Source organism: uncultured Pseudoalteromonas sp. (genome assembly GCF_963922945.1).
Taxonomy (GTDB): domain Bacteria; phylum Pseudomonadota; class Gammaproteobacteria; order Enterobacterales; family Alteromonadaceae; genus Pseudoalteromonas.
Window position 1 is genome coordinate 1 of sequence record NZ_CAWUKC010000027.1, and the last position, 19093, is coordinate 19093.

The 19093-nt window shown below is 40.6% G+C and carries 15 protein-coding genes; 8 read left to right on the forward strand and 7 right to left on the reverse strand.

Going from position 1 to position 19093, the window contains the following annotated elements; translation table 11 throughout:
* Positions 1 to 148 precede the first annotated feature (148 nt).
* On the forward strand, positions 149 to 1168 hold the full coding sequence (locus tag AABI99_RS07920) for a GGDEF domain-containing protein (protein ID WP_338365104.1): 1020 nt from the start codon (positions 149 to 151) through the stop codon (positions 1166 to 1168).
* 361 nt (positions 1169 to 1529) lie between these two features.
* Here AABI99_RS07920 and recN read toward each other — a convergent pair whose 3' ends face one another.
* From recN to nadK, 3 genes are all read right to left on the reverse strand, one after another.
* Positions 1530 to 3203: a DNA repair protein RecN gene (gene recN / locus AABI99_RS07925; protein ID WP_338365105.1), complete on the reverse strand. Its 1674-nt coding sequence runs from the start codon at positions 3201 to 3203 to the stop codon at positions 1530 to 1532.
* Positions 3204 to 3278: 75 nt separating this feature from the next.
* The gene (locus tag AABI99_RS07930; RefSeq protein WP_338365106.1) at positions 3279 to 3845 is read right to left on the reverse strand and encodes a hypothetical protein; all 567 of its coding nucleotides are present in this window, start codon (positions 3843 to 3845) and stop codon (positions 3279 to 3281) included.
* A gap of 75 nt (positions 3846 to 3920) precedes the next feature.
* Complete coding sequence (nadK, locus tag AABI99_RS07935; RefSeq protein WP_338365107.1) at positions 3921 to 4805, reverse strand: NAD(+) kinase; 885 nt, start codon at positions 4803 to 4805, stop codon at positions 3921 to 3923.
* 278 nt (positions 4806 to 5083) lie between these two features.
* Between nadK and AABI99_RS07940 the strand changes: the two genes are divergently transcribed.
* Complete coding sequence (locus AABI99_RS07940) at positions 5084 to 6049, forward strand: HrcA family transcriptional regulator (RefSeq protein ID WP_338365108.1); 966 nt, start codon at positions 5084 to 5086, stop codon at positions 6047 to 6049.
* 58 nt (positions 6050 to 6107) lie between these two features.
* Positions 6108 to 6722, forward strand: a complete 615-nt coding sequence (gene grpE, locus AABI99_RS07945; protein ID WP_338365109.1) for a nucleotide exchange factor GrpE — start codon at positions 6108 to 6110, stop codon at positions 6720 to 6722.
* A gap of 27 nt (positions 6723 to 6749) precedes the next feature.
* Here the strand turns inward: grpE and AABI99_RS07950 are convergent, their stop codons facing one another.
* Positions 6750 to 7949: a Bcr/CflA family multidrug efflux MFS transporter gene (locus AABI99_RS07950; protein WP_338365110.1), complete on the reverse strand. Its 1200-nt coding sequence runs from the start codon at positions 7947 to 7949 to the stop codon at positions 6750 to 6752.
* 195 nt (positions 7950 to 8144) lie between these two features.
* On the opposite strand from AABI99_RS07950, the gene AABI99_RS07955 reads away from it, so the two are divergent.
* Positions 8145 to 8942: a M48 family metallopeptidase gene (locus tag AABI99_RS07955; protein ID WP_338365111.1), complete on the forward strand. Its 798-nt coding sequence runs from the start codon at positions 8145 to 8147 to the stop codon at positions 8940 to 8942.
* Between the two features lie 45 nt (positions 8943 to 8987).
* On the opposite strand, the gene AABI99_RS07960 is transcribed toward AABI99_RS07955, so the two are convergent.
* From AABI99_RS07960 to AABI99_RS07970, 3 genes are all read right to left on the reverse strand, one after another.
* Positions 8988 to 10001, reverse strand: coding sequence for an alpha/beta hydrolase (locus tag AABI99_RS07960; protein WP_338365112.1), 1014 nt, complete (start codon positions 9999 to 10001; stop codon positions 8988 to 8990).
* Between the two features lie 151 nt (positions 10002 to 10152).
* Positions 10153 to 10941 carry a nucleoside-binding protein gene (locus tag AABI99_RS07965; RefSeq protein WP_338365113.1) on the reverse strand — a complete coding sequence of 263 codons (789 nt, stop codon included), beginning with the start codon at positions 10939 to 10941 and terminating at the stop codon, positions 10153 to 10155.
* Between the two features lie 133 nt (positions 10942 to 11074).
* Positions 11075 to 12388 (reverse strand): Na+/H+ antiporter NhaC family protein, encoded by a 1314-nt coding sequence (locus AABI99_RS07970; RefSeq protein WP_338365114.1) that lies wholly within the window; start codon positions 12386 to 12388, stop codon positions 11075 to 11077.
* Positions 12389 to 12727: 339 nt separating this feature from the next.
* Between AABI99_RS07970 and dapB the strand changes: the two genes are divergently transcribed.
* The 4 genes from dapB (at position 12728) to greA (ending at position 18782) form a co-directional block, all read left to right on the forward strand.
* Positions 12728 to 13525, forward strand: coding sequence for a 4-hydroxy-tetrahydrodipicolinate reductase (gene dapB, locus AABI99_RS07975; protein ID WP_338365115.1), 798 nt, complete (start codon positions 12728 to 12730; stop codon positions 13523 to 13525).
* 362 nt (positions 13526 to 13887) lie between these two features.
* Positions 13888 to 15024: a glutamine-hydrolyzing carbamoyl-phosphate synthase small subunit gene (carA, locus tag AABI99_RS07980; protein ID WP_338365116.1), complete on the forward strand. Its 1137-nt coding sequence runs from the start codon at positions 13888 to 13890 to the stop codon at positions 15022 to 15024.
* Positions 15025 to 15040: 16 nt separating this feature from the next.
* Positions 15041 to 18259, forward strand: coding sequence for a carbamoyl-phosphate synthase large subunit (gene carB / locus AABI99_RS07985; RefSeq protein ID WP_338365117.1), 3219 nt, complete (start codon positions 15041 to 15043; stop codon positions 18257 to 18259).
* Between the two features lie 46 nt (positions 18260 to 18305).
* Positions 18306 to 18782 (forward strand): transcription elongation factor GreA, encoded by a 477-nt coding sequence (gene greA, locus AABI99_RS07990; protein WP_338365118.1) that lies wholly within the window; start codon positions 18306 to 18308, stop codon positions 18780 to 18782.
* Positions 18783 to 19093 lie beyond the last annotated feature (311 nt).

Sequence of the window (19093 nt, forward strand, 5' to 3'; positions counted from 1 at the left end):
AAAAAGTATTAAAAAATTGTCATAAACCAATAATTAACGTGTAAATCTTGCTTAAAGTACTATTTCAGTACAAACTTGCTGCTAACTTCTTTTTTAAATCCTCGGAAAAAGAGCTTTTAAAGCTCGCTTGCGAATAAAAAATAATAATATGAATGCATACTCAGACAACAGAGAAAGAAAGCTAATTGTTCGCTTTTTTTCGACCATCGGATTTATAGCTACCTTCGCTATGGCGTGTAATGCATTATCTAATGCTAATGCAGTGCTTGGTATTATGTTGTTAGTTTCTGCAGGGTTTTATGCATGGGCATTTAGTCTCTATCGTGCAGTCGAAAAATCAGCGACGACCATTTTATATAATCTTTACTGTTTAATGCTCTATTTAGTGATCACGGGCGGAGCTGAAGGTACCGGACCCATTTGGATATTTATTGTATCACCGGTGACTTACTCTATTAGAGGCCTTAAAAAAGGAACATTTGATATTATTGCCTTTTTAATTGCCGTGATCGCCGGCTTTATTATTACAGATAACTTTAATATTTATGATTATCAACCGGAGGAACTTCCACTAAGGGTGGTCATTTCTTTTATTATTGTTGCTTTATTAAGTGGTTTTTATGAGCGGTCACGCGAGAAATACAATGAAAAAATAGTCGCGCTGAGTCAAAAAAATGAGCGCCTTGCCACAATAGATCACTTAACTGACTTACCTAACAGACGCTTTATGATGAAAGAACTTGCTGAGCTTAAACATCTTCATAAAAAAATTAAGCAGCCGTATGTAGTTTTGTTAGCTGATGTTGATAATTTCAAAAAAATTAATGACAACTTCGGGCACGACTTTGGTGATGAAGCGTTAACACAACTTGCCACTATTTTAAAAAAGAGCATGCCAAACCAAGGTATTGCTTCTCGGTGGGGCGGTGAAGAATTTTTAATGGCATTACCATGCAGTAATAAAGAGCAGGGGCAAAGTATTGCAGAAAAAATTCATACGGAATTACAAAAACACCCAGTGCGCATGAATGGAAAATCAGTGGTACTAACCCTAAGTATAGGGCTTGTGCAAAGCCAGTTAGATACAACCATCGCCCAAGACATAAAGCTGGCCGACGATCGATTATACAAAGCAAAAGAGCAAGGTAAAAATAGAACTTGCTCTTAACGCTGATGTTAGTTAATCCATAGAAAAACTATCAAGGTTGGGGCGGCTTTTACTTTTTCGCCGCTGCACACTTAAATAGCACATTACACTACAAAGTATTTGTGCTAATAAAAGTAACCATTGGTTATAAGCGAGTATGTTGCCAATAATAAACCACTGCCAAACACTCACCGTTACTTGATAAAACAATATCAGTTTTAAACAGCTAAAAAGTTTTAGCTTAAATTCTGCGTGCTTAAACTTACTAAAACCGATAAGCAAAAAGCTCAAAACAACAAGTAGCCACCCAATAACATGGCAAAAATTTATCATTATGCTTTGCATTTAAAACGTCTCTCCACTTTTGCAGCAAAAGTATAACTTAGGCGTGAGCCATAATAAGCTCTTTAGCATTTGCTTTAGCGGTTTTACTTATATTATCGCCACCAAGTAAGCGTGCAATTTCATTAATACGGCCGTCTTTGTTTAGGCTGAGCATTTGGGTAAATGTTTCGCCTTGTGCTATTTCTTTTGCTACAAAAAACTGCTGATGCGCACTACTTGCAACTTGCGGTAAGTGGGTTACACAAATAACCTGTGTTGATTTTCCTAGTTGGCGTAGTAGCTTCCCGACAGAGGAGGCGGTAGGGCCCGATATGCCTACATCCACTTCGTCAAAAATAAGCGTTGGCGTTGTCACTTTTTGGGCAATAATCACTTGTATTGCAAGGCTTATACGCGACAGCTCACCACCCGAGGCAACTTTAGCTAAAGGCTGTAATGGCTGCCCTGGGTTGGTAGAGACCAAAAATGAGACGCTATCAAACCCTAGTGCGTTAGGTTGGCGCTCAGCTTCTTGAGTCAGCTTAATTTCAAACAGACCATTTTCCATTGATAAATTAGCCATACTTTCACTAATTAATTGATTTAGTGTATTAGCATACTTACTACGGCTGTCGCTTAGTTCTTCGCTTGCGTGCTGGTAAGCGCTTAGCGCATTGTTTATTTCATCATCTAATTGCGCTAAACGTGAGCTATCGTTGCTAATTGACTCCAGCTCTTGTGTTAAACCTTGGTGAAATTCAACCAGCTCTTGTGGCTTTATATGGTGCTTGCGGGCTAAGTCCATAGCGCCACTTAAGCGTGCTTCTACTTCTGTTAATCGAGTGGGGTCTAAGTCTGCTTGATCAGCGTAGTTTCTTACTTCTCTACTTGCTTCTTCAACTTGTACGGCAGCTTCATCTAACAAAGTGGCTACGTTCGCTAAACTCTCATCATAGTTTGCAAGTTCGGCAAACTGTTGAGCGCTTTGTTTAAGCATCGAACAAGCATTTTGCTGATCACTTTCATACAAATGTTGCAGTTCACGCTGACAGGCTTCTAAAATAGTTTGGCTGTTGCTAAGTTTATAGTGCTCAGCTTCTATTTGTTCGAACTCACCGTCTTGCAACGCAAATTCGTCCAATTCGGCTACCTGATACTCGAGTAACTGTTTTTGGGCTGCTTGTTGTAATTGCTGTTGCTCAAGCAGTTTAAATTCTTTTTGTAAGTTTGCGTATTGTTTAAAGCTTTGACTCACCGCATTTACTAGTTGATTATGACCTGCGTAGGCGTCGAGTAGTTGTAGCTGGTGTTCTGCTTTTAAGAGGTGTTGATGAGCGTGTTGTCCGTGTATAGATATTAAATATTGTCCCAACTCTTTAAGCTGTGCTGCAGTAACAGCGCTACCATTGATATAGCTTTTACTGCGGCCATTTTTACATACAATGCGTCTAAGTAGGCATTCGTTGTCGCCACTTGTTAGCATGTGTTTTTCTAAAAATGCTTGGGCAAGGGGGAGGGCGGTTAAATCAAATTGTGCACACACCTCTGCTTTATCTGTACCAGGGCGAACTGCCGATGCTTCAGCACGCTCGCCTAGACACAATGACAGTGCATCAATGGCAATTGATTTACCTGCGCCGGTTTCACCCGTTATCGCCGTCATGCCGCTGTGCCATTCAGTGCTTAAGTTGCTTACAATTGCAAAATTTTTAATTTCTAAACCAATTAACATACTGTTCATCCATCCAGTGAATTAACTGTTAATTTATACAGTGTTTAGGTTTTTTGCAAATTAATTTTTTACTTTTTAAGCAACACTCGTATTTTGAGAAAACTGCGTATCCGAATCGCTACTTTCATCAAAAGGAGATTCGTCATTATTTTCAAGGCTTTCGCTTGGGTTAGTAGGTGTTTCAGTTTTTATTTGTACAATGAGTGAGGGTAAAATTTCGTGATAAAACGCCTTATTATAAAGTATGCCTTGCTGGGGTAGCTCTGAAACAAAGTACTGTATACTATCTTGAAGGGGCTGTATGTTGTCACTCTGTAATGCTTTTTGCAGCTCGCTATACAGTGTACTGACTAGGTTTTCATTAAGGTCTTCTAAGTGCTGAAGGTTATCTTCTGTGTGGGGCTGCACAACAAAGAAATTAGATACAATTGCCTGAATTTGTCCAACATATTTAGGCCTAATGACTTTGGCTTCTAACAAATTATTTAATTTACTCTTGAGGCGGTTATTTACGTGAGCGACACGATCGTTAAATAGCTTTTTCTTGGCCTCTAATGCTTTTTTTCTATTGTTTTCAACTTTTATATATGCGCCAAGCAACGTAATAAGCAATAATAGAGCAAAGATAACAACATAAGTCATTGCTAGATATTCCTAGTTTATTTAATTTTTATTTGCTTTGTATTTTGCGCTAAAGCACTGCGCTTGGCAATAAGATTAGTATAAACGGCTGCCCCAATTGAGTTTAGTACGTAAAACGTTGTAATAAGAGTAGTTTTTGGGGTGAATTAAGCGCAATTTTCTATCGGCTTTTTTTATAACCACCTCATCGCCGGGTAAAACGGCAAGGACTACATGGCTGTCGCAACTTACCTGTAAGCTATCGGTGTTCTCAAGACTTAACTTTAAGCGTACCTCGTTATCGGCATCAACGACTAAGGGTCTGCTTGATAATGTATGCGGAAACATTGGCACTAACGAAATTGCATTAAGCTCAGGCGTTAAAATGGGCCCGCCACCTGATAAAGAATACGCTGTAGAGCCGGTAGGGGTTGATACAATCAAACCATCAGAGCGCTGAGAAAACACAAAGTCATTATTGATAAAAGCTTCAAATTCGATCATGTGGGCAACTTTGTCGGCATGAAGTACTGCTTCGTTAACGGCTGAATTTGCGCTTTTCAATTCGCCATGGCGATAAACTTCTACCTCAAGCAAAAAACGTTTTTCTTCTAAATATTCGCCACTTAACACTTGCTCTAAGCTACCTTCAAAACCTTCTGGGTTTAGGTCGGTTAAAAACCCTAAGTTACCTCTGTTAACGCCTATTACTGCCACATCAAAGCGTGCCAAAACACGTGCTGCACCAAGCATATTGCCATCCCCCCCCACAACAATAGCAAGGTCTGCTTGCTCGCCTAAGCTAACCAAGTCAACTTGATGAGTATCCGGGACATCAGATAATTGCCCGCCGGTACGCTTTTCTAAAATCACGGTAAAGCCAAGTGCTGATAAAAACGTATATAAACGCTGTAACGTAGTCGCAGCTCGTGGGTGGTTTGGTTTTCCTATAAGACCAATAATTTTAAACGGTGAATGCATAATGGCTGCAATTAAAAAAGATAATATTTTTGTAGGGTAACTCAAAATAGAAGTGTTTGAAAACACAGAATTACCAATATGATAATGATTCAATTAAGCCTTTATGTGGTAAAGCGTAAGTACTATATATTGGTGTAATAAAGTAAAGCGGGGTTTAACTTTTATATGTAATGTTGAAAATAGCCGTAGTAGTCTTTAGCTGATGTACATATATCCACATATTCACTTAAAGCGTGCTTTAGGCTTGAATTTATTTTAACTGCCCCGATATCTCTTTCATGCAACAAGATGTAGATAACATGAATATAAATCCTCGAGATCAACAAATTTTTTCTGCGGTAATGAGCCTTTATTGCAATGGTGAAGGGCTACCTGTTCCTTCTACAAAAATAGCAAAGCAAAAAGGTATGGCAGTTTGCTCTGCGACAGTACGTAACGCAATGGCACGTCTTGAAAAAGTTGGCTTGCTTTACTCGCCTCATACATCTGCTGGACGAGTACCTACCAGCCAAGGCTTTGATTATTGGTTTGATGAGTTTTTCCCTTTGTCCGACATTGCTAACTATTGGCAACCAGCACAAGCACAGCTTGTAGAGCTTGCTCACAGCTTAAGTAAAAAGTACCAAGTATGTTGTTGTGTAGGTTTACCCCAAGCAAGCTCACAACAGGTGTTCAGAGTTGAAGTACTTGATTTTGACTCAAACAGTTGGTTGGTTTTATTAATTGATAGAGCAGGGCAAAGCCATAATATCTGTATCAATAAACCTGATGATTCATCCGATTCAGTGCGTTATCAATTTGCTACGTGGTTAAATACGGTATTTAGCCAACAAACGTTGATGGAAGGTTTGTACAGAATGCAGGCAATGGCAAATACCGCCCCGCAAAATTGCCATGATTCACTCACACAGTGGACGCGCCAGCTTAGTCAAAAATTAGGATCAGATAACAGCATTGTAGTAGGCGAAAACTATTTATATAAAAAAATCGATTGCGAACAAAGCTTGAATATTGGTGTCTCGTTTTTAAATTTTGTAGAAGACAAACTTGCATTTAAAAATGGGGTTTCGGTATTAAACACCGAAAATCTACCCTTTACACAGTGCGATGAACTTATTGTTATTAGTGTGCCGTATTTTCAAAATCAGGAATATCAGAGTCGCTTTTGCATTATTTGTCCTAAATCAGCGCAAATCGAACAATTAATCCAAGAATTTAAATTATTAGAGTCATCTAACTCTTGAATCTTTTTATTCAATCCCCATAATTACCGCAGTTGTAAAGAATTGGAGCACGTATTTTATGTCTGAGCAGACACAAAACCCAGAGCAAGAAGTAGAATTAAACGAAGAAGTCGCTCAAATGGAAGCTGACGTTGAAGCAGCAGTAGAGGCCGCAGAGCAACACGAAGCAGAGCAAGAGCAAAGACCTGAAGCTGAAATTGCAATGTTGTATGCTGAGCTTGAAACGGCCAAACAAACAATTGCAGATCAAAAAGACAGTGTTGTTCGTGCTGCTGCAGATGTTGACAATATTCGTCGTCGTGCTGCGCAAGATGTAGAAAAAGCGCATAAATTTGCACTTGAGAAGTTTGCAAATGAATTACTACCGGTAATTGATAACTTAGAACGTGCGATTGAGTTTTCTGACAAAGAAAATGAAACCTTAAAGCCAGTGCTTGAAGGGATTGATATGACAGTTAAGAGCTTTAACGATGCGGTTGCAAAGTTTGGTGTTGAAATTGTTAACCCACAAGGTGAGCAATTTAACCCAGAGTTTCATCAAGCTATGTCGATTCAGCCAAGCAACGATGTATCTCCAAACACAGTACTAGCGGTAATGCAAAAAGGGTACACATTAAATGGTCGTTTATTACGTCCTGCAATGGTTATGGTATCTAAAGCAGCTGATGCATAATAAGCCGATAATTTAAAAAATGCCTCATTATGAGGCATTTTTTTTGTCTGTTTTGTAGTGAATTAGCTGTGCAAGTATAGTCAAAAGTACAGCACTAAACATTAAGCTTGAAAACGGCACAGCACTTTTGGCATGCAGCATGGCAAGTAGAGGGCCAACGAGCGCACCACTACCAAATCGAAGCGTACCAATCACTGCTGTCGCAGTACCGGTGTTTTTTTCAAATTTGATTAGAATTAGAGAGTCTGCATTACTCGCTGTGACCCCTAAGCTCATCATTAAAGGCGCAATGGCCGCGACTATGTAATATAAAGATAAATGTAATAAGCTAAAGCTTAACAATAAAAGTCCCGATATAAACCCGCAAGTAAGCCCAATATAGAGCATTTTACGTGAGCCTATGCGAGGGACTATTCGAGTATTTAAAAAGTTACCGAACATCAGAGCCATTACATTAAAGGCAAATAAAATGCCAAATAACTGTTCTGATACATTATATAAGTCCAAATAAACGAAAGGGACTGAAGTTAAAAAACAAAAAAAGCCAAACGAGACAAACATAGAACTTAAAATATCTGCACGTGCACTTTTGTTGCTAAGCACAGTTTTGTAGCTATCAAAAAATAAGGCGAGGCCTTTTTTTTCATTTGTGTGAATGGGGATATCGATTAAATACAGCTGCACGAATGTAAGTATTAAAAAGCTATACGCCGCTAAAACTAAAAATATAGTCGACCAAACAGAGAACCCTAAAATAAAAGAGCCTACAGAAGGAGCAACTAAAGGGGCAACCATCATGATCATCGATACGTACGACATGCCTTTGGCTGTATTCTTTTGATAAATATGCCTTATGACACCAGGCACAATAACGGTTGCGGCAGCACCGGTAAATGCTTGTACAGCTCTAAGCGCCCAAAAAGTATGTATTTCACTGGTAAATGCTAGCGCACATGAACTTGCGCCAAATAAAGTTAAACCAATACGGGCTAGTTTTCGTCTGCCTAGCTGATCGGCAATAGGGCCAAAAAACAGCATACCAAGTGAATAACCCGCTAAATAAATACTTAAGGAGATTTGTACATTTGGCATAGACGTTTGTAAATCGTTCGCAATTACCAGCATGGCTGGCAGGTACATATCTATCGCCAGTGGTGTGATGGCAACAATACTGGCTAACAAAGGTAACAATATGCGGGTATTAAAAGACGAAGCTGAAGCGTCCATGTAATTACTCTACTATCACAAATACAGAGCCTATAGTGTAACAGGGCTATAGCAGGGTATAAACTTAGTTTGCCTGCTAAGTTAATTTATTTATGACTGAGCTTAAAATAGTCCTATTAAAGAGCAAATATTCTAAATTGGCACTGTGTTTGCTATTCTACAGCTAATAAAGAATAAAGAATTGAAGGAAGCACCATGAAAAAATTAGCCTTTGCCTTGCTTGCTACTGCAGTGTTAGCTGGCTGTAAGACATCGCCTACTGGGCGTACTCAAATAGCGTTATATTCAGATCAGCAAATGAGTGAAATGGGCAGTGCAAGTTTTGCGCAAATGAAGGAATCTCAGCCTATTAATAAAGATTCCAAAACAAATGCATACGTAAATTGTATTGCAGATAAAGTGGTGGCTGTTTTACCAAAAGAATATGCATCCCAAAAATGGGAAGTTGTGGTGTTTGAAGATGAGTCGGCTAATGCGTTTGCATTACCGGGCGGTTATATTGGTGTACACACAGGGCTTTTAAAAGTAGCGACTAATCAAGATCAGCTTGCAACCGTGATAGGCCACGAAGTCGGTCATGTTATTGCTGAGCACTCAAACGAGCGTGTATCACAAAGCTCAATTTTGAGCACAGGAATGCAACTAGGCAGTGCAGCCCTTGAAATGGGCAACGTACAATACCGCAACGAAATTATGCAAGGTCTTGGACTCGGCGCGCAGTATGGCGTAGTTTTACCGTTTAGCCGTTCACACGAATCAGAGGCTGACACCATTGGCTTAGATTTAATGGCGCAGGCAGGTTTTAACCCGCAAGAGTCGGTATCGCTTTGGCAAAACATGAGCGCAGCGGGTAGTGGTAGCACCCCTGAGTTTTTATCTACTCACCCAGCGCCGAGCAATCGTATCAAAAATTTACAGGCGCAAATGAGTGAAGCGTTAAGTGAGCAAAGCAAAGCTAAATCACAGGGTAAAAATCCGCAATGCACACTTTAATATCGTTTTAGTTAAAAACCTTTTTAGTAAGTCCCGCAAAGGGGCTTACTTATTTAGCGCAAGTTTAAACACCACCTTAAAACGTTCAAAATTTTCAACATGTGGTAAATGCCCTAAATTATCAAGCTCAAATAATTGTGCATCAGGAATAAGTTCAGCAGCGTGCCTACTTAGTTTGTCGTAACGGCCAAGCTTGTAATCAACCCCATCTTTTTTCCAGTTTCGGCCTGGGCCGGTTCTATCGCGCGTACCAATAATCAATTTAACGGGCACGGCTAGGTTTTTAAATTCAGTGATCACAGGTTGGGTAAAAATCATATCGTAGGTTTTAGCATTAACCCACGCTACTTGATCTTTGTCTGGGCCTTGTATTTGCCCTGTTATAAAGTCAGTAAGAGCGGAGTAGGTGGCATTCCACTTTCCATCGTAATAGTTTTTTTGCTGATATTTTTTAACGCCCTCGGGGGTTTTATTAAGCTCATTTTTATAGAAAAAGTTGGTGTCTTTGTACTTTACATAATGTAGGTAGTTTTCAAGCCCGATTGGGTTTAGCAAAATCAGTTTAGAGGTTGTATTTGGGTACATTAATGCAAAACGGCTCGCGAGCATGCCCCCCATAGAGTGGCCAACAACAATCGACTTTTGTAGATTTAGCGAGTCCATTAATGCATGGGTATGGTGCGCAAGCGCCGCAAATGAATATTGATAGTTAGTGGGTTTAGAAGACTTACCAAAACCAATTTGGTCCGGAATTAACACCCCAAAGCCAAGCGATTGTAAATAACGTGCTGTGGGGCTCCAGTAGTCAGCATTAAAGTTTTTACCGTGCATTAGCGTAACGATTGGCATATTTTCTTTAGTCGGCTTTAAATAAATATACGCCATTTTTAGTGATTGCTTTTGTGATTCAATGTTAAAGTAATTTACTTTAAAGTCGTATTGATAACTGCTTAAAAGCGCATCGTAAGAGAGAGACTCTGTATTTACTTCACTACTTGCTAAAGCATTATTAGTTAAAGCTAACAATGCAGAAAAACACATAACTTTAATTGGCGACATTTTGTTACTCCATTAAAAGGCAAGCCATTGGCTTACAAGGAGTACGACAATAACTAAGTATTAAAAGTGGTTCAATTAAATACTTTTCATGGCATAAAAAAACGGAGCACTGTAAAGGGCTCCGTTTATTTACGTTTTTTAAGCAAGCTACTTAAAAAGTCCACTCAACATGTATTTGTGGAACCGACTCGGTTACATCAGTACCTAGCTTGTTGTGCCAGTATTGTAGTTCCATACCCAGTAATAGGGTGTTTTCTTTCATTTCTAAAGCATGCCCCATATCCCACACTAAAATAGGTTGGGCAAGAATCCAGGCTTCTACATCGTTACCAAATTCATCTTCGCGCTCTGCGATGTACTCAGCATGGCCTTTAAAACTAAATTTTTGCGAGCCTACGGTAAACGGGTATTCAAAAGCGACATCAAACATCCAACTGTTTGTTTCAATAGGGGCACCGCCCTTAGCTACGCCCTCACTGTCGTCTATGTAGGCTGTTACTAATGTTTGGAAGAAATTAAAGCCAGGTACATCCCAACTAAACTTTACACCCGGTAAGTATTTCATCACTTTAGCGTCGCCAGCAACATTAATGCCGCCTGTAAGGCCTACATCTAATAATGCACCTGCGCCAATTTTCTCACCGCTAATAGCCGATAAGCTTAGCGTTGAATACCATTCGCCGTAAAAGTCGCTATCTTGGTAGCCGTCGGTTGTATCGTCTTTACTGTAATCAATAAAGAAAAAGTTATCACCATAATCATAGCCCGATGCATGTTGAATAGAGTAAACAGTGGTATCTGACTCTTGCTTAGTAAATGGGTTTTTTTGGTCGCCATTATTAACATGTAGCGCTGTGCTGCTCCAATTAGCTGCAAAGGCAGAAGATGATAAAGCGATTGACGATAGGGTAACTAGGGGAAGTAATTTTTTAAATTTCATAATCTGTATTTAACTATAATTTTAGTGACACGCGAAAGGCGTTATTATAGCACAGCAGTCTGATTTAGAGATTATTATTTTAACATATGTTGCAGCTTAACAAGTAAGCTGCAACATAAAGCGTTTGACTAAATTAAGCTTTATTGCGACGCAAACAAATAATGGCAATCGCAGTAAACGCTAAGATAAAGCAGTAGTAAGACGAGGTCGACACTTCCCACGGGCTAATTTTAAACGTAGCACCAAGCAGTAATGCTTGCGCACCATAGGGCAGTGAACCTTGAGTCACACAGGCAAAAATGTCGAGCAAACTTGCAGAGCGTTTACCACTAATTTTGCCATCATCAGCAAGCTTTTTAGCAATCGGGCCTGCAACGATAATTGATACTGTGTTATTGGCAATACACACGTTACTGGTTAAAACAAGTGCAGCTATACCAAGTTGATCTGCCACTTTTCGATGCCACTTAGCTATCACTTTTGTGATAGCTTGAATTTTTTGTGCCAGAAAATCTAAGCCACCATTAATACGAATAAATTCAGATAAGCCACCAATAAACATGGAAAGTAAAAATATTTCCTGCATATCAGTAAAGCCTTTATAAATATCTTTTACGAAGCTTGCGCCCTCATAGCTGCCTGTAAAGCCCATTAGCGCAGCAAATACAATACCGCTAAATAACACTACAAACACGTTCATACCAGCCACAGCCAACACTAAAATAAAGGCATAAGGCAGCACTAGTAATAAATCAAAGTCTTTCGTTTCTACAGCTTGTGGAGCAGGTGTTAAATAAAGCAATAAAGCAATGGTTAATATTGCAGCAGGCACTGCTATTTTTAAGTTTTCTTTAAATTTATCTTTCATTTCACAACCTTGCGTACGTGTAGCTGCAATAGTGGTATCTGAAATAATAGATAAGTTATCGCCGAACATTGCGCCCGAAACAATTGTACCGGCCATTAGTGCAGGGTCGATACCGGTTTTAACGGATACCGCATAAGCAATTGGCCCTATAGCGCCAATGGTTCCCATTGATGTACCCATAGCGGTAGAAACCACCGCTGCAATTAAAAATAGCCCAGGTAATAGCAGCGAAGGGGGAATAAGTGATAAACCAGCATTTACTACGGCATCAACACCACCGGTGGCACTTGCTACCGCCGAAAATGCCCCAGCAAGTAAATAAATTAAACACATGGTAATAATGTTGTTGTGTCCTGCACCTTTAATAAAGGTTTCAACACATTGGTTTACTGTGCCTTTGTTTAAAATAAAGGCGAGCATAATAGCGGGTAGTATAGCAACCGGCGCTGGGAGCTGATAAAAAGCGTAATCAACCCCTTGCGATTGTAAATATAAACCTGAGCCTAAAAATAGAGCGACAAAAGTCAGAAGGGGAAGCAAAGAAAGTATTGCTTTGTTTTTATTAAATGTTGGCTGCATTGTATTCCTCATAACCAGTTAGTGTAACCACAGCCAAAATTCCTCTTTTAGCTGAATTTAGTAGATCACTCTTTATAAACAAGAACGATGACCACAGCGCCCGCAAGCCAAAGACCAAATCGACGCGAAAGAGAAGTTTAAATGTATAGATGGCTAAAGTAAACGGGTATTGTTATTATTATTTAATAAAGTGCTGACCTGACTATTGCACGACTTTTAGATAATATCTACCGGTGTTCGACAAGATGCGACTAAAAATTGCTCATGGTGGATTTAGTTATGCAAATTAGTCGGGCTATGCAACAACAGATCCAATTTAATTAGATTAAGGCAATAACAATGAATCGAATAGGTGTTTTTGGTGCTAACGGCAGAATGGGCTTAGCCTTATTAGAAGCCGCGACAATTAAAGAGCAAACACAACTTGGTGGTGCGTATGTTCGCAGCAGCTCATCGTTATTGGGTATTAATGTAAATCAAGTAAACAGTGCAGCTGATAAAACCATTAGCTTTAGCGATGAGGACAAGGTTGCTAATGTTGATGTGCTTATTGACTTCACCTTACCAGCAGGTATGCGCAATCATTTAAAAACAGCAGTAGATAAAAAGCTTCCTATGGTGATTGGTACCACAGGCTTAACATCCGACGACATGGCATTATTAGAAAATGCTGCTAAACATATACCTATTGTATTTGCGCGTAACTACAGTGTTGGCGTTAATGTGCTACTTAACCTAGTACAAACAGCGGCTACTAAATTTGGTGACGACCTAGATATAGAAATTTTTGAAGCGCACCATCGCCATAAAATAGATGCGCCGTCGGGCACTGCATTAGCCATTGGTGAATCTATTGCACAAGCTAAGGGGTGGGATCACGATGAAGTCGCAGTCTATGACCGCAGCCAAGTAGAAACCGCAAAATCGCAAAATGAAATTGGCTATTCTGTGCTAAGAGGGGGTGACATAGTAGGTGAACACACCGCCTATTTTTCAACTATGGGAGAAAGGCTTGAATTAACCCACAAAGCAAGTTCAAGAATGACCTTTGCATTAGGTGCTATAAGGGCTGCACAGTGGTTACAAAATAAACCAGCAGGACTTTATGATATGCAAGATGTGCTAGATCTTAAGTAGTTTAGTTACTTTTTTAGCTGTTTGGGTCTATTTTTACCTAAAGTGACTTATTTATAGTGTTTATCTAAATAAGCATAGACCTAAATAGCATCTTCGTGTAGTATGCACCCAATTTGCCAAAAATTACTAAATGCGTGTTTCCAATTATACCCTAGTGGCTAGTAAAACCAGGGGTTTCAGTGGGAATAAAAAGAGTTTTAGGCAAGAGAAATGATTGAAGGTTTAGCGTTTTATATCGGCATCATTTAAGACTGCGTAAAACAATTTAAGCTCACAAAAATCTGGTTTTGACGATCCCTCTGGGTATTGGCGGGGTGTTAAGCATTTGCTTACTCCCGTTTTTTACTGTTAGGAGGTTTAACTTGACTAAATCCGCTCTGTTAGTCCTAGAAGACGGCACAGTGTTTCGCGGTACTGCAATCGGCGCTGACGGCATGTCAGTCGGTGAAGTAGTATTCAATACGTCTATGACTGGTTATCAAGAAATTTTGACTGATCCATCATACGCGGAACAAATCGTAACGTTAACGTACCCACATATCGGCAATACGGGTACCAACAGCGAAGACGAAGAAGCAAATCAAATTTGGGCTAAAGGCCTAGTGATCCGTGATTTGCCACTGCTAGCAAGTAACTTTCGTAACGAGCAATCGTTAGATGATTACTTAAAACAACGTAATATTTTAGGTATTGCGGATATCGACACCAGAAAGCTTACCCGTATTTTGCGCGACAAAGGTGCACAAAACGGCTGTATTATTGCCGGTGACGAGTTAGACGAAAACAAAGCGTTACAAGCCGCGCTAGCCTTCCCTGGCTTAAAAGGTATGGATTTAGCAAAAGTTGTCTCAACCAAGGAAAATTTTGAGTGGCGCGAATCAAGCTGGACATTAGGCCAAGGATTTAAAACCCTTAGCAGTGATGATGAAAAGTTTCATGTAGTGGCCTACGACTTCGGTGTTAAACGTAATATTTTACGTATGCTAGTTGACCGCGGTTGTAAATTAACCGTTGTACCAGCACAAACTCCAGCCGCCGATGTTCTTGCTTTAAACCCAGACGGTATCTTCTTATCTAATGGCCCTGGTGATCCAGAACCATGTACCTATGCTATTGATGCAATTAAAGCTTTTTTAGAAACCGATATACCTATTTTTGGTATTTGTTTAGGGCATCAATTACTCGCACTTGCCTCAGGTGCTAAAACAGTAAAAATGAAATTTGGCCACCATGGTGGTAACCATCCAGTAAAAGACTTAGACCGCGATGTAGTTATGATCACCGCTCAAAACCATGGTTTTGCGGCCGATGAAGACACACTACCGAGTAACTTACGTGCTACCCATAAATCGTTATTTGATGGAACGCTTCAAGGTATTCATCGTACCGACAAGCCAGCATTTAGCTTCCAAGGTCACCCTGAAGCAAGCCCAGGCCCGCACGATGCAGCCCCATTATTTGACCACTTCATCGATTTGATGCAAGCGCGTACTAACTAATTTAACTGGAGTAATAATGCCAAAACGTACTGATCTAAAAAGCATTCTTATCTTAGGCGCAGGTCCAATTGTAATTGGTCAAGCCTGTGAATTTGATTACTCTGGTGCTCAAGCGTGTAAAGCACTTAGAGAAGAAGGCTTTAGAGTTATCTTAGTTAACTCAAACCCAGCAACTATCATGACTGACCCTGAAATGGCCGATGCTACCTACATTGAGCCAATTCACTGGGAAGTGGTAGAAAAAATTATCGAAAAAGAAAAGCCAGATGCGGTATTGCCTACCATGGGTGGCCAAACAGCATTAAACTGTGCGCTTGATTTAGACAAGCACGGTGTACTGGCTAAGCACGGCGTAGAGCTCATTGGCGCAACGGCTGATGCAATCGATAAAGCAGAAAACCGTGAACGCTTTGACGTTGCCATGAAAAACATTGGCCTTGAGTGTCCACGCGCTGAAATTGCCCACTCAATGGATGAAGCACACGACACATTATCGCGCATTGGTTTTCCGTGTATCATTCGTCCTTCTTTCACTATGGGCGGCACCGGTGGCGGTGTGGCTTACAACATGGAAGAATTTAACGAAATTTGTGAACGTGGCCTAGATTTATCACCAACTAGCGAATTATTGATTGATGAGTCACTGATTGGCTGGAAAGAATATGAGATGGAAGTTGTTCGTGACAAAAAAGACAACTGTATCATTGTATGTTCTATCGAAAACTTTGACCCAATGGGCGTTCACACCGGTGATTCAATTACCGTTGCACCAGCACAAACGCTAACCGACAAAGAATACCAATTAATGCGTAATGCTTCTATGGCGGTACTGCGTGAAATTGGTGTTGAAACTGGTGGTTCAAACGTTCAATTTGGTGTCAACCCAGTTGACGGCCGTATGGTTATCATTGAAATGAACCCGCGTGTTTCTCGCTCATCAGCTCTTGCATCAAAAGCAACGGGTTTCCCTATTGCTAAAATTGCCGCTAAATTGGCGATTGGCTACACGTTAGATGAGCTTCAAAACGACATTACTGGTGGCAAAACACCCGCGTCATTTGAGCCTTCAATCGATTATGTAGTCACAAAAATACCTCGCTTTAACTTTGAAAAATTTGCCGGTGCGAACGACCGCTTAACAACGCAAATGAAATCAGTGGGCGAAGTTATGGCGATTGGTCGTAACCAGCAAGAGTCGTTACATAAAGCATTACGCGGCCTTGAAGTTGGCGCAACGGGCTTTAACCCAATTGTGGCACTTGATGACCCTAAAGCGCGCGAAAAAATCATTCGTGAACTACGTGAGCCAGGTGCTGAGCGTATTTGGTACATTGCCGATGCTATGCGCCACGGTATGAGCGTAGAAGAAGTATTTGAACTAACCAAAGTTGACCCTTGGTACTTAGTGCAAATAGAAGACATCTTAAAAGATGAAGCAAAAATTGCTGAAGTGGGCATGGCAGGTTTAAACGCAGAGTTTTTGCGCAAACTTAAGCGTAAAGGTTTCGCCGACCCAAGAATTGCTGATATTGCCGGTGTATCGGAAGCCGAAATCCGTAAAAAGCGTCATCAGCTAAACATCGTGCCTGTCTATAAACGTGTAGATACGTGTGCAGCTGAATTTAGCTCAGACACTGCTTACATGTATTCATCGTACGATGAAGAATGTGAAGCAAACCCGTCAGACAAAGATAAAATTATGGTTATTGGTGGCGGTCCTAACCGAATCGGCCAAGGTATTGAGTTTGACTACTGTTGTGTACACGCTGCGCTTGCAATGCGTGAAGACGGCTATGAAACCATCATGGTTAACTGTAACCCAGAAACGGTTTCTACTGATTACGATACTTCTGACCGTTTATTCTTTGAGCCAATAACCCTTGAAGATGTACTTGAAATTGTACGTGTTGAAAAACCAAAAGGCGTAATCGTGCAGTATGGTGGCCAAACACCACTTAAATTAGCACGTCAGCTTGAAGCTAACGGTGTGCCAGTTATTGGCACGTCACCAGATGCGATTGACCGCGCAGAAGACCGTGAGCGTTTCCAACAGTTAGTAGAGCGTCTTGATTTACTGCAACCAGAAAACGCAACAGTAACGTCAACTGAAGAAGCGCTACTGAAATCAGTCGAAATTGGTTTCCCACTGGTTGTACGTCCTTCGTATGTATTAGGTGGTCGTGCAATGGAAATAGTATACGATGAGCAAGACTTACGTCGCTATATGACTGAAGCTGTGCAAGCATCAAATGAAGCACCTGTATTACTAGATCACTTCTTAGATAACGCAATCGAAGTTGACGTTGATGCAATTTGTGATGGCGAGCAGGTGATTATTGGCGGTATCATGGAACACATTGAGCAAGCGGGTGTTCACTCGGGTGACTCAGCATGTTCATTACCGGCACACTCTTTATCGCAAGAAGTGCAAGATGTTATGCGTAAGCAAGTAACCGACATGGCACTTGAGCTTGGTGTAGTAGGCTTAATGAATACACAGTTTGCAGTAAAAGATGGCAAAGTGTATTTAATTGAAGTAAATCCACGTGCAGCGCGTACTGTGCCATTTGTATCTAAAGCGACGGGGATTGCCCTTGCAAAAGTAGCGGCACGTTGTATGGCAGGCCAGTCTTTAGCTAGCCAAGGCATTACTCAAGAAGTTATTCCACCTTACTACAGTGTTAAGGAAGTGGTTTTACCGTTTGCTAAATTCCAAGGTGTGGATCCAATCCGTGGTCCAGAGATGCGCTCTACAGGTGAAGTGATGGGTGTTGGTGATACTTTCGCCGAAGCGTTCGCAAAAGCACAATTAGGTGCAAGCAACACTTTACCACGCGGTGGTCGCGCGTTACTATCTGTACGTAACAGCGATAAGTCACGTGTTGTAGAACTTGCTAAGACCATGATAGAGCTTGGTTTTGAAATTGATGCAACAGGTGGCACAGCAGAAGCTTTAAAAGAGGCAGGGATTGAAGTACGCCGTGTAAACAAAGTATATGAAGGCCGCCCGCATATTCTTGATAACATCAAGAATAAAGAGTACAGCTATATCGTAAATACCACCGAAGGTCGCCAAGCGATCGAAGATTCGAAGGTGTTGCGTCGTGGTGCATTGCAAAACAAAACCAACTACACGACAACCTTGAACGCGGCATTTGCTAACTGTACTGCTAACCAAGCGGACGACCGTAGTAAAGTGACGTCAGTTCAAGAGCTACACCAGCGATTGAACTAAGGAAATGTACCAAGGCCGTTAGGCCTTGGTGTTAAGTGAGAAAAGTATGCAATCAATTCCGATGACAGTTCGCGGCGCAGAGTTACTGCGTGAAGAGCTTAACGAATTAAAAACAGTTACCCGTCCAAAAATCGTTGCTGATATAGCCGATGCACGTGAACACGGTGACTTAAAAGAAAACGCTGAATACCACGCTGCGCGTGAACAACAGGGTTTTTGTGAAGGCCGTATTCAAGAAATCGAAGCTAAGCTTTCAAATGTGCAGATTATTGACGTAACTAAAATGCCTAATACAGGTAAAGTTATTTTTGGTACGACCGTCACTATTGTAAATGTAGAGACAGATGCTGAAGTAAAATACCGTATTGTGGGTGATGACGAAGCAGATATTAAAAATAATTTAATTTCTGTTAATTCACCTATTGCGCGCGGGTTAATCGGTAAGCAAGTAGATGACGCAGTAACCATCAAAACGCCCAAAGGCGATGTTGAGTACGAAATTATCGAAGTTGAGTATATTTAGTACTTAGCGCTATAAAAAAGCCACACCTTAGCAATAGGGTGTGGTTTTTTTATGCGTGAATTTTACTATAAGCAATTTGCTTTTATACCAACCCGTAATAATACCCAATCTTTTTTGGGGCTAAATGTGCCGCTATTTGTGCTAAAAAGTTCGCTATAAAACCTTTAAAGTTAGACGTGGTTTAAGCTGCTAACCTGTTTGATCAAAGAGACTAAATTCAAATATCTCTATAACTCAATTGGCTAGCAGAATGCCTAACCAAGGGCGGGTAAATCATATAAACCAGTTAAGTTGTTAACTGGTTTATATGG

Bases quoted from the DNA above. Each gene is read 5' to 3' on its own strand.
- AABI99_RS07920 (WP_338365104.1), top strand. From the start codon at position 149: ATGAATGCATACTCAGACAACAGAGAAAGAAAGCTAATTGTTCGCTTT.
- recN (WP_338365105.1), bottom strand. From the start codon at position 3,203: ATGTTAATTGGTTTAGAAATTAAAAATTTTGCAATTGTAAGCAACTTA.
- AABI99_RS07930 (WP_338365106.1), bottom strand. From the start codon at position 3,845: ATGACTTATGTTGTTATCTTTGCTCTATTATTGCTTATTACGTTGCTT.
- nadK (WP_338365107.1), bottom strand. From the start codon at position 4,805: ATGCATTCACCGTTTAAAATTATTGGTCTTATAGGAAAACCAAACCAC.
- AABI99_RS07940 (WP_338365108.1), top strand. From the start codon at position 5,084: ATGCAACAAGATGTAGATAACATGAATATAAATCCTCGAGATCAACAA.
- grpE (WP_338365109.1), top strand. From the start codon at position 6,108: ATGTCTGAGCAGACACAAAACCCAGAGCAAGAAGTAGAATTAAACGAA.
- AABI99_RS07950 (WP_338365110.1), bottom strand. From the start codon at position 7,949: ATGGACGCTTCAGCTTCGTCTTTTAATACCCGCATATTGTTACCTTTG.
- AABI99_RS07955 (WP_338365111.1), top strand. From the start codon at position 8,145: ATGAAAAAATTAGCCTTTGCCTTGCTTGCTACTGCAGTGTTAGCTGGC.
- AABI99_RS07960 (WP_338365112.1), bottom strand. From the start codon at position 10,001: ATGTCGCCAATTAAAGTTATGTGTTTTTCTGCATTGTTAGCTTTAACT.
- AABI99_RS07965 (WP_338365113.1), bottom strand. From the start codon at position 10,941: ATGAAATTTAAAAAATTACTTCCCCTAGTTACCCTATCGTCAATCGCT.
- AABI99_RS07970 (WP_338365114.1), bottom strand. From the start codon at position 12,388: ATGCAGCCAACATTTAATAAAAACAAAGCAATACTTTCTTTGCTTCCC.
- dapB (WP_338365115.1), top strand. From the start codon at position 12,728: ATGAATCGAATAGGTGTTTTTGGTGCTAACGGCAGAATGGGCTTAGCC.
- carB (WP_338365117.1), top strand. From the start codon at position 15,041: ATGCCAAAACGTACTGATCTAAAAAGCATTCTTATCTTAGGCGCAGGT.
- greA (WP_338365118.1), top strand. From the start codon at position 18,306: ATGCAATCAATTCCGATGACAGTTCGCGGCGCAGAGTTACTGCGTGAA.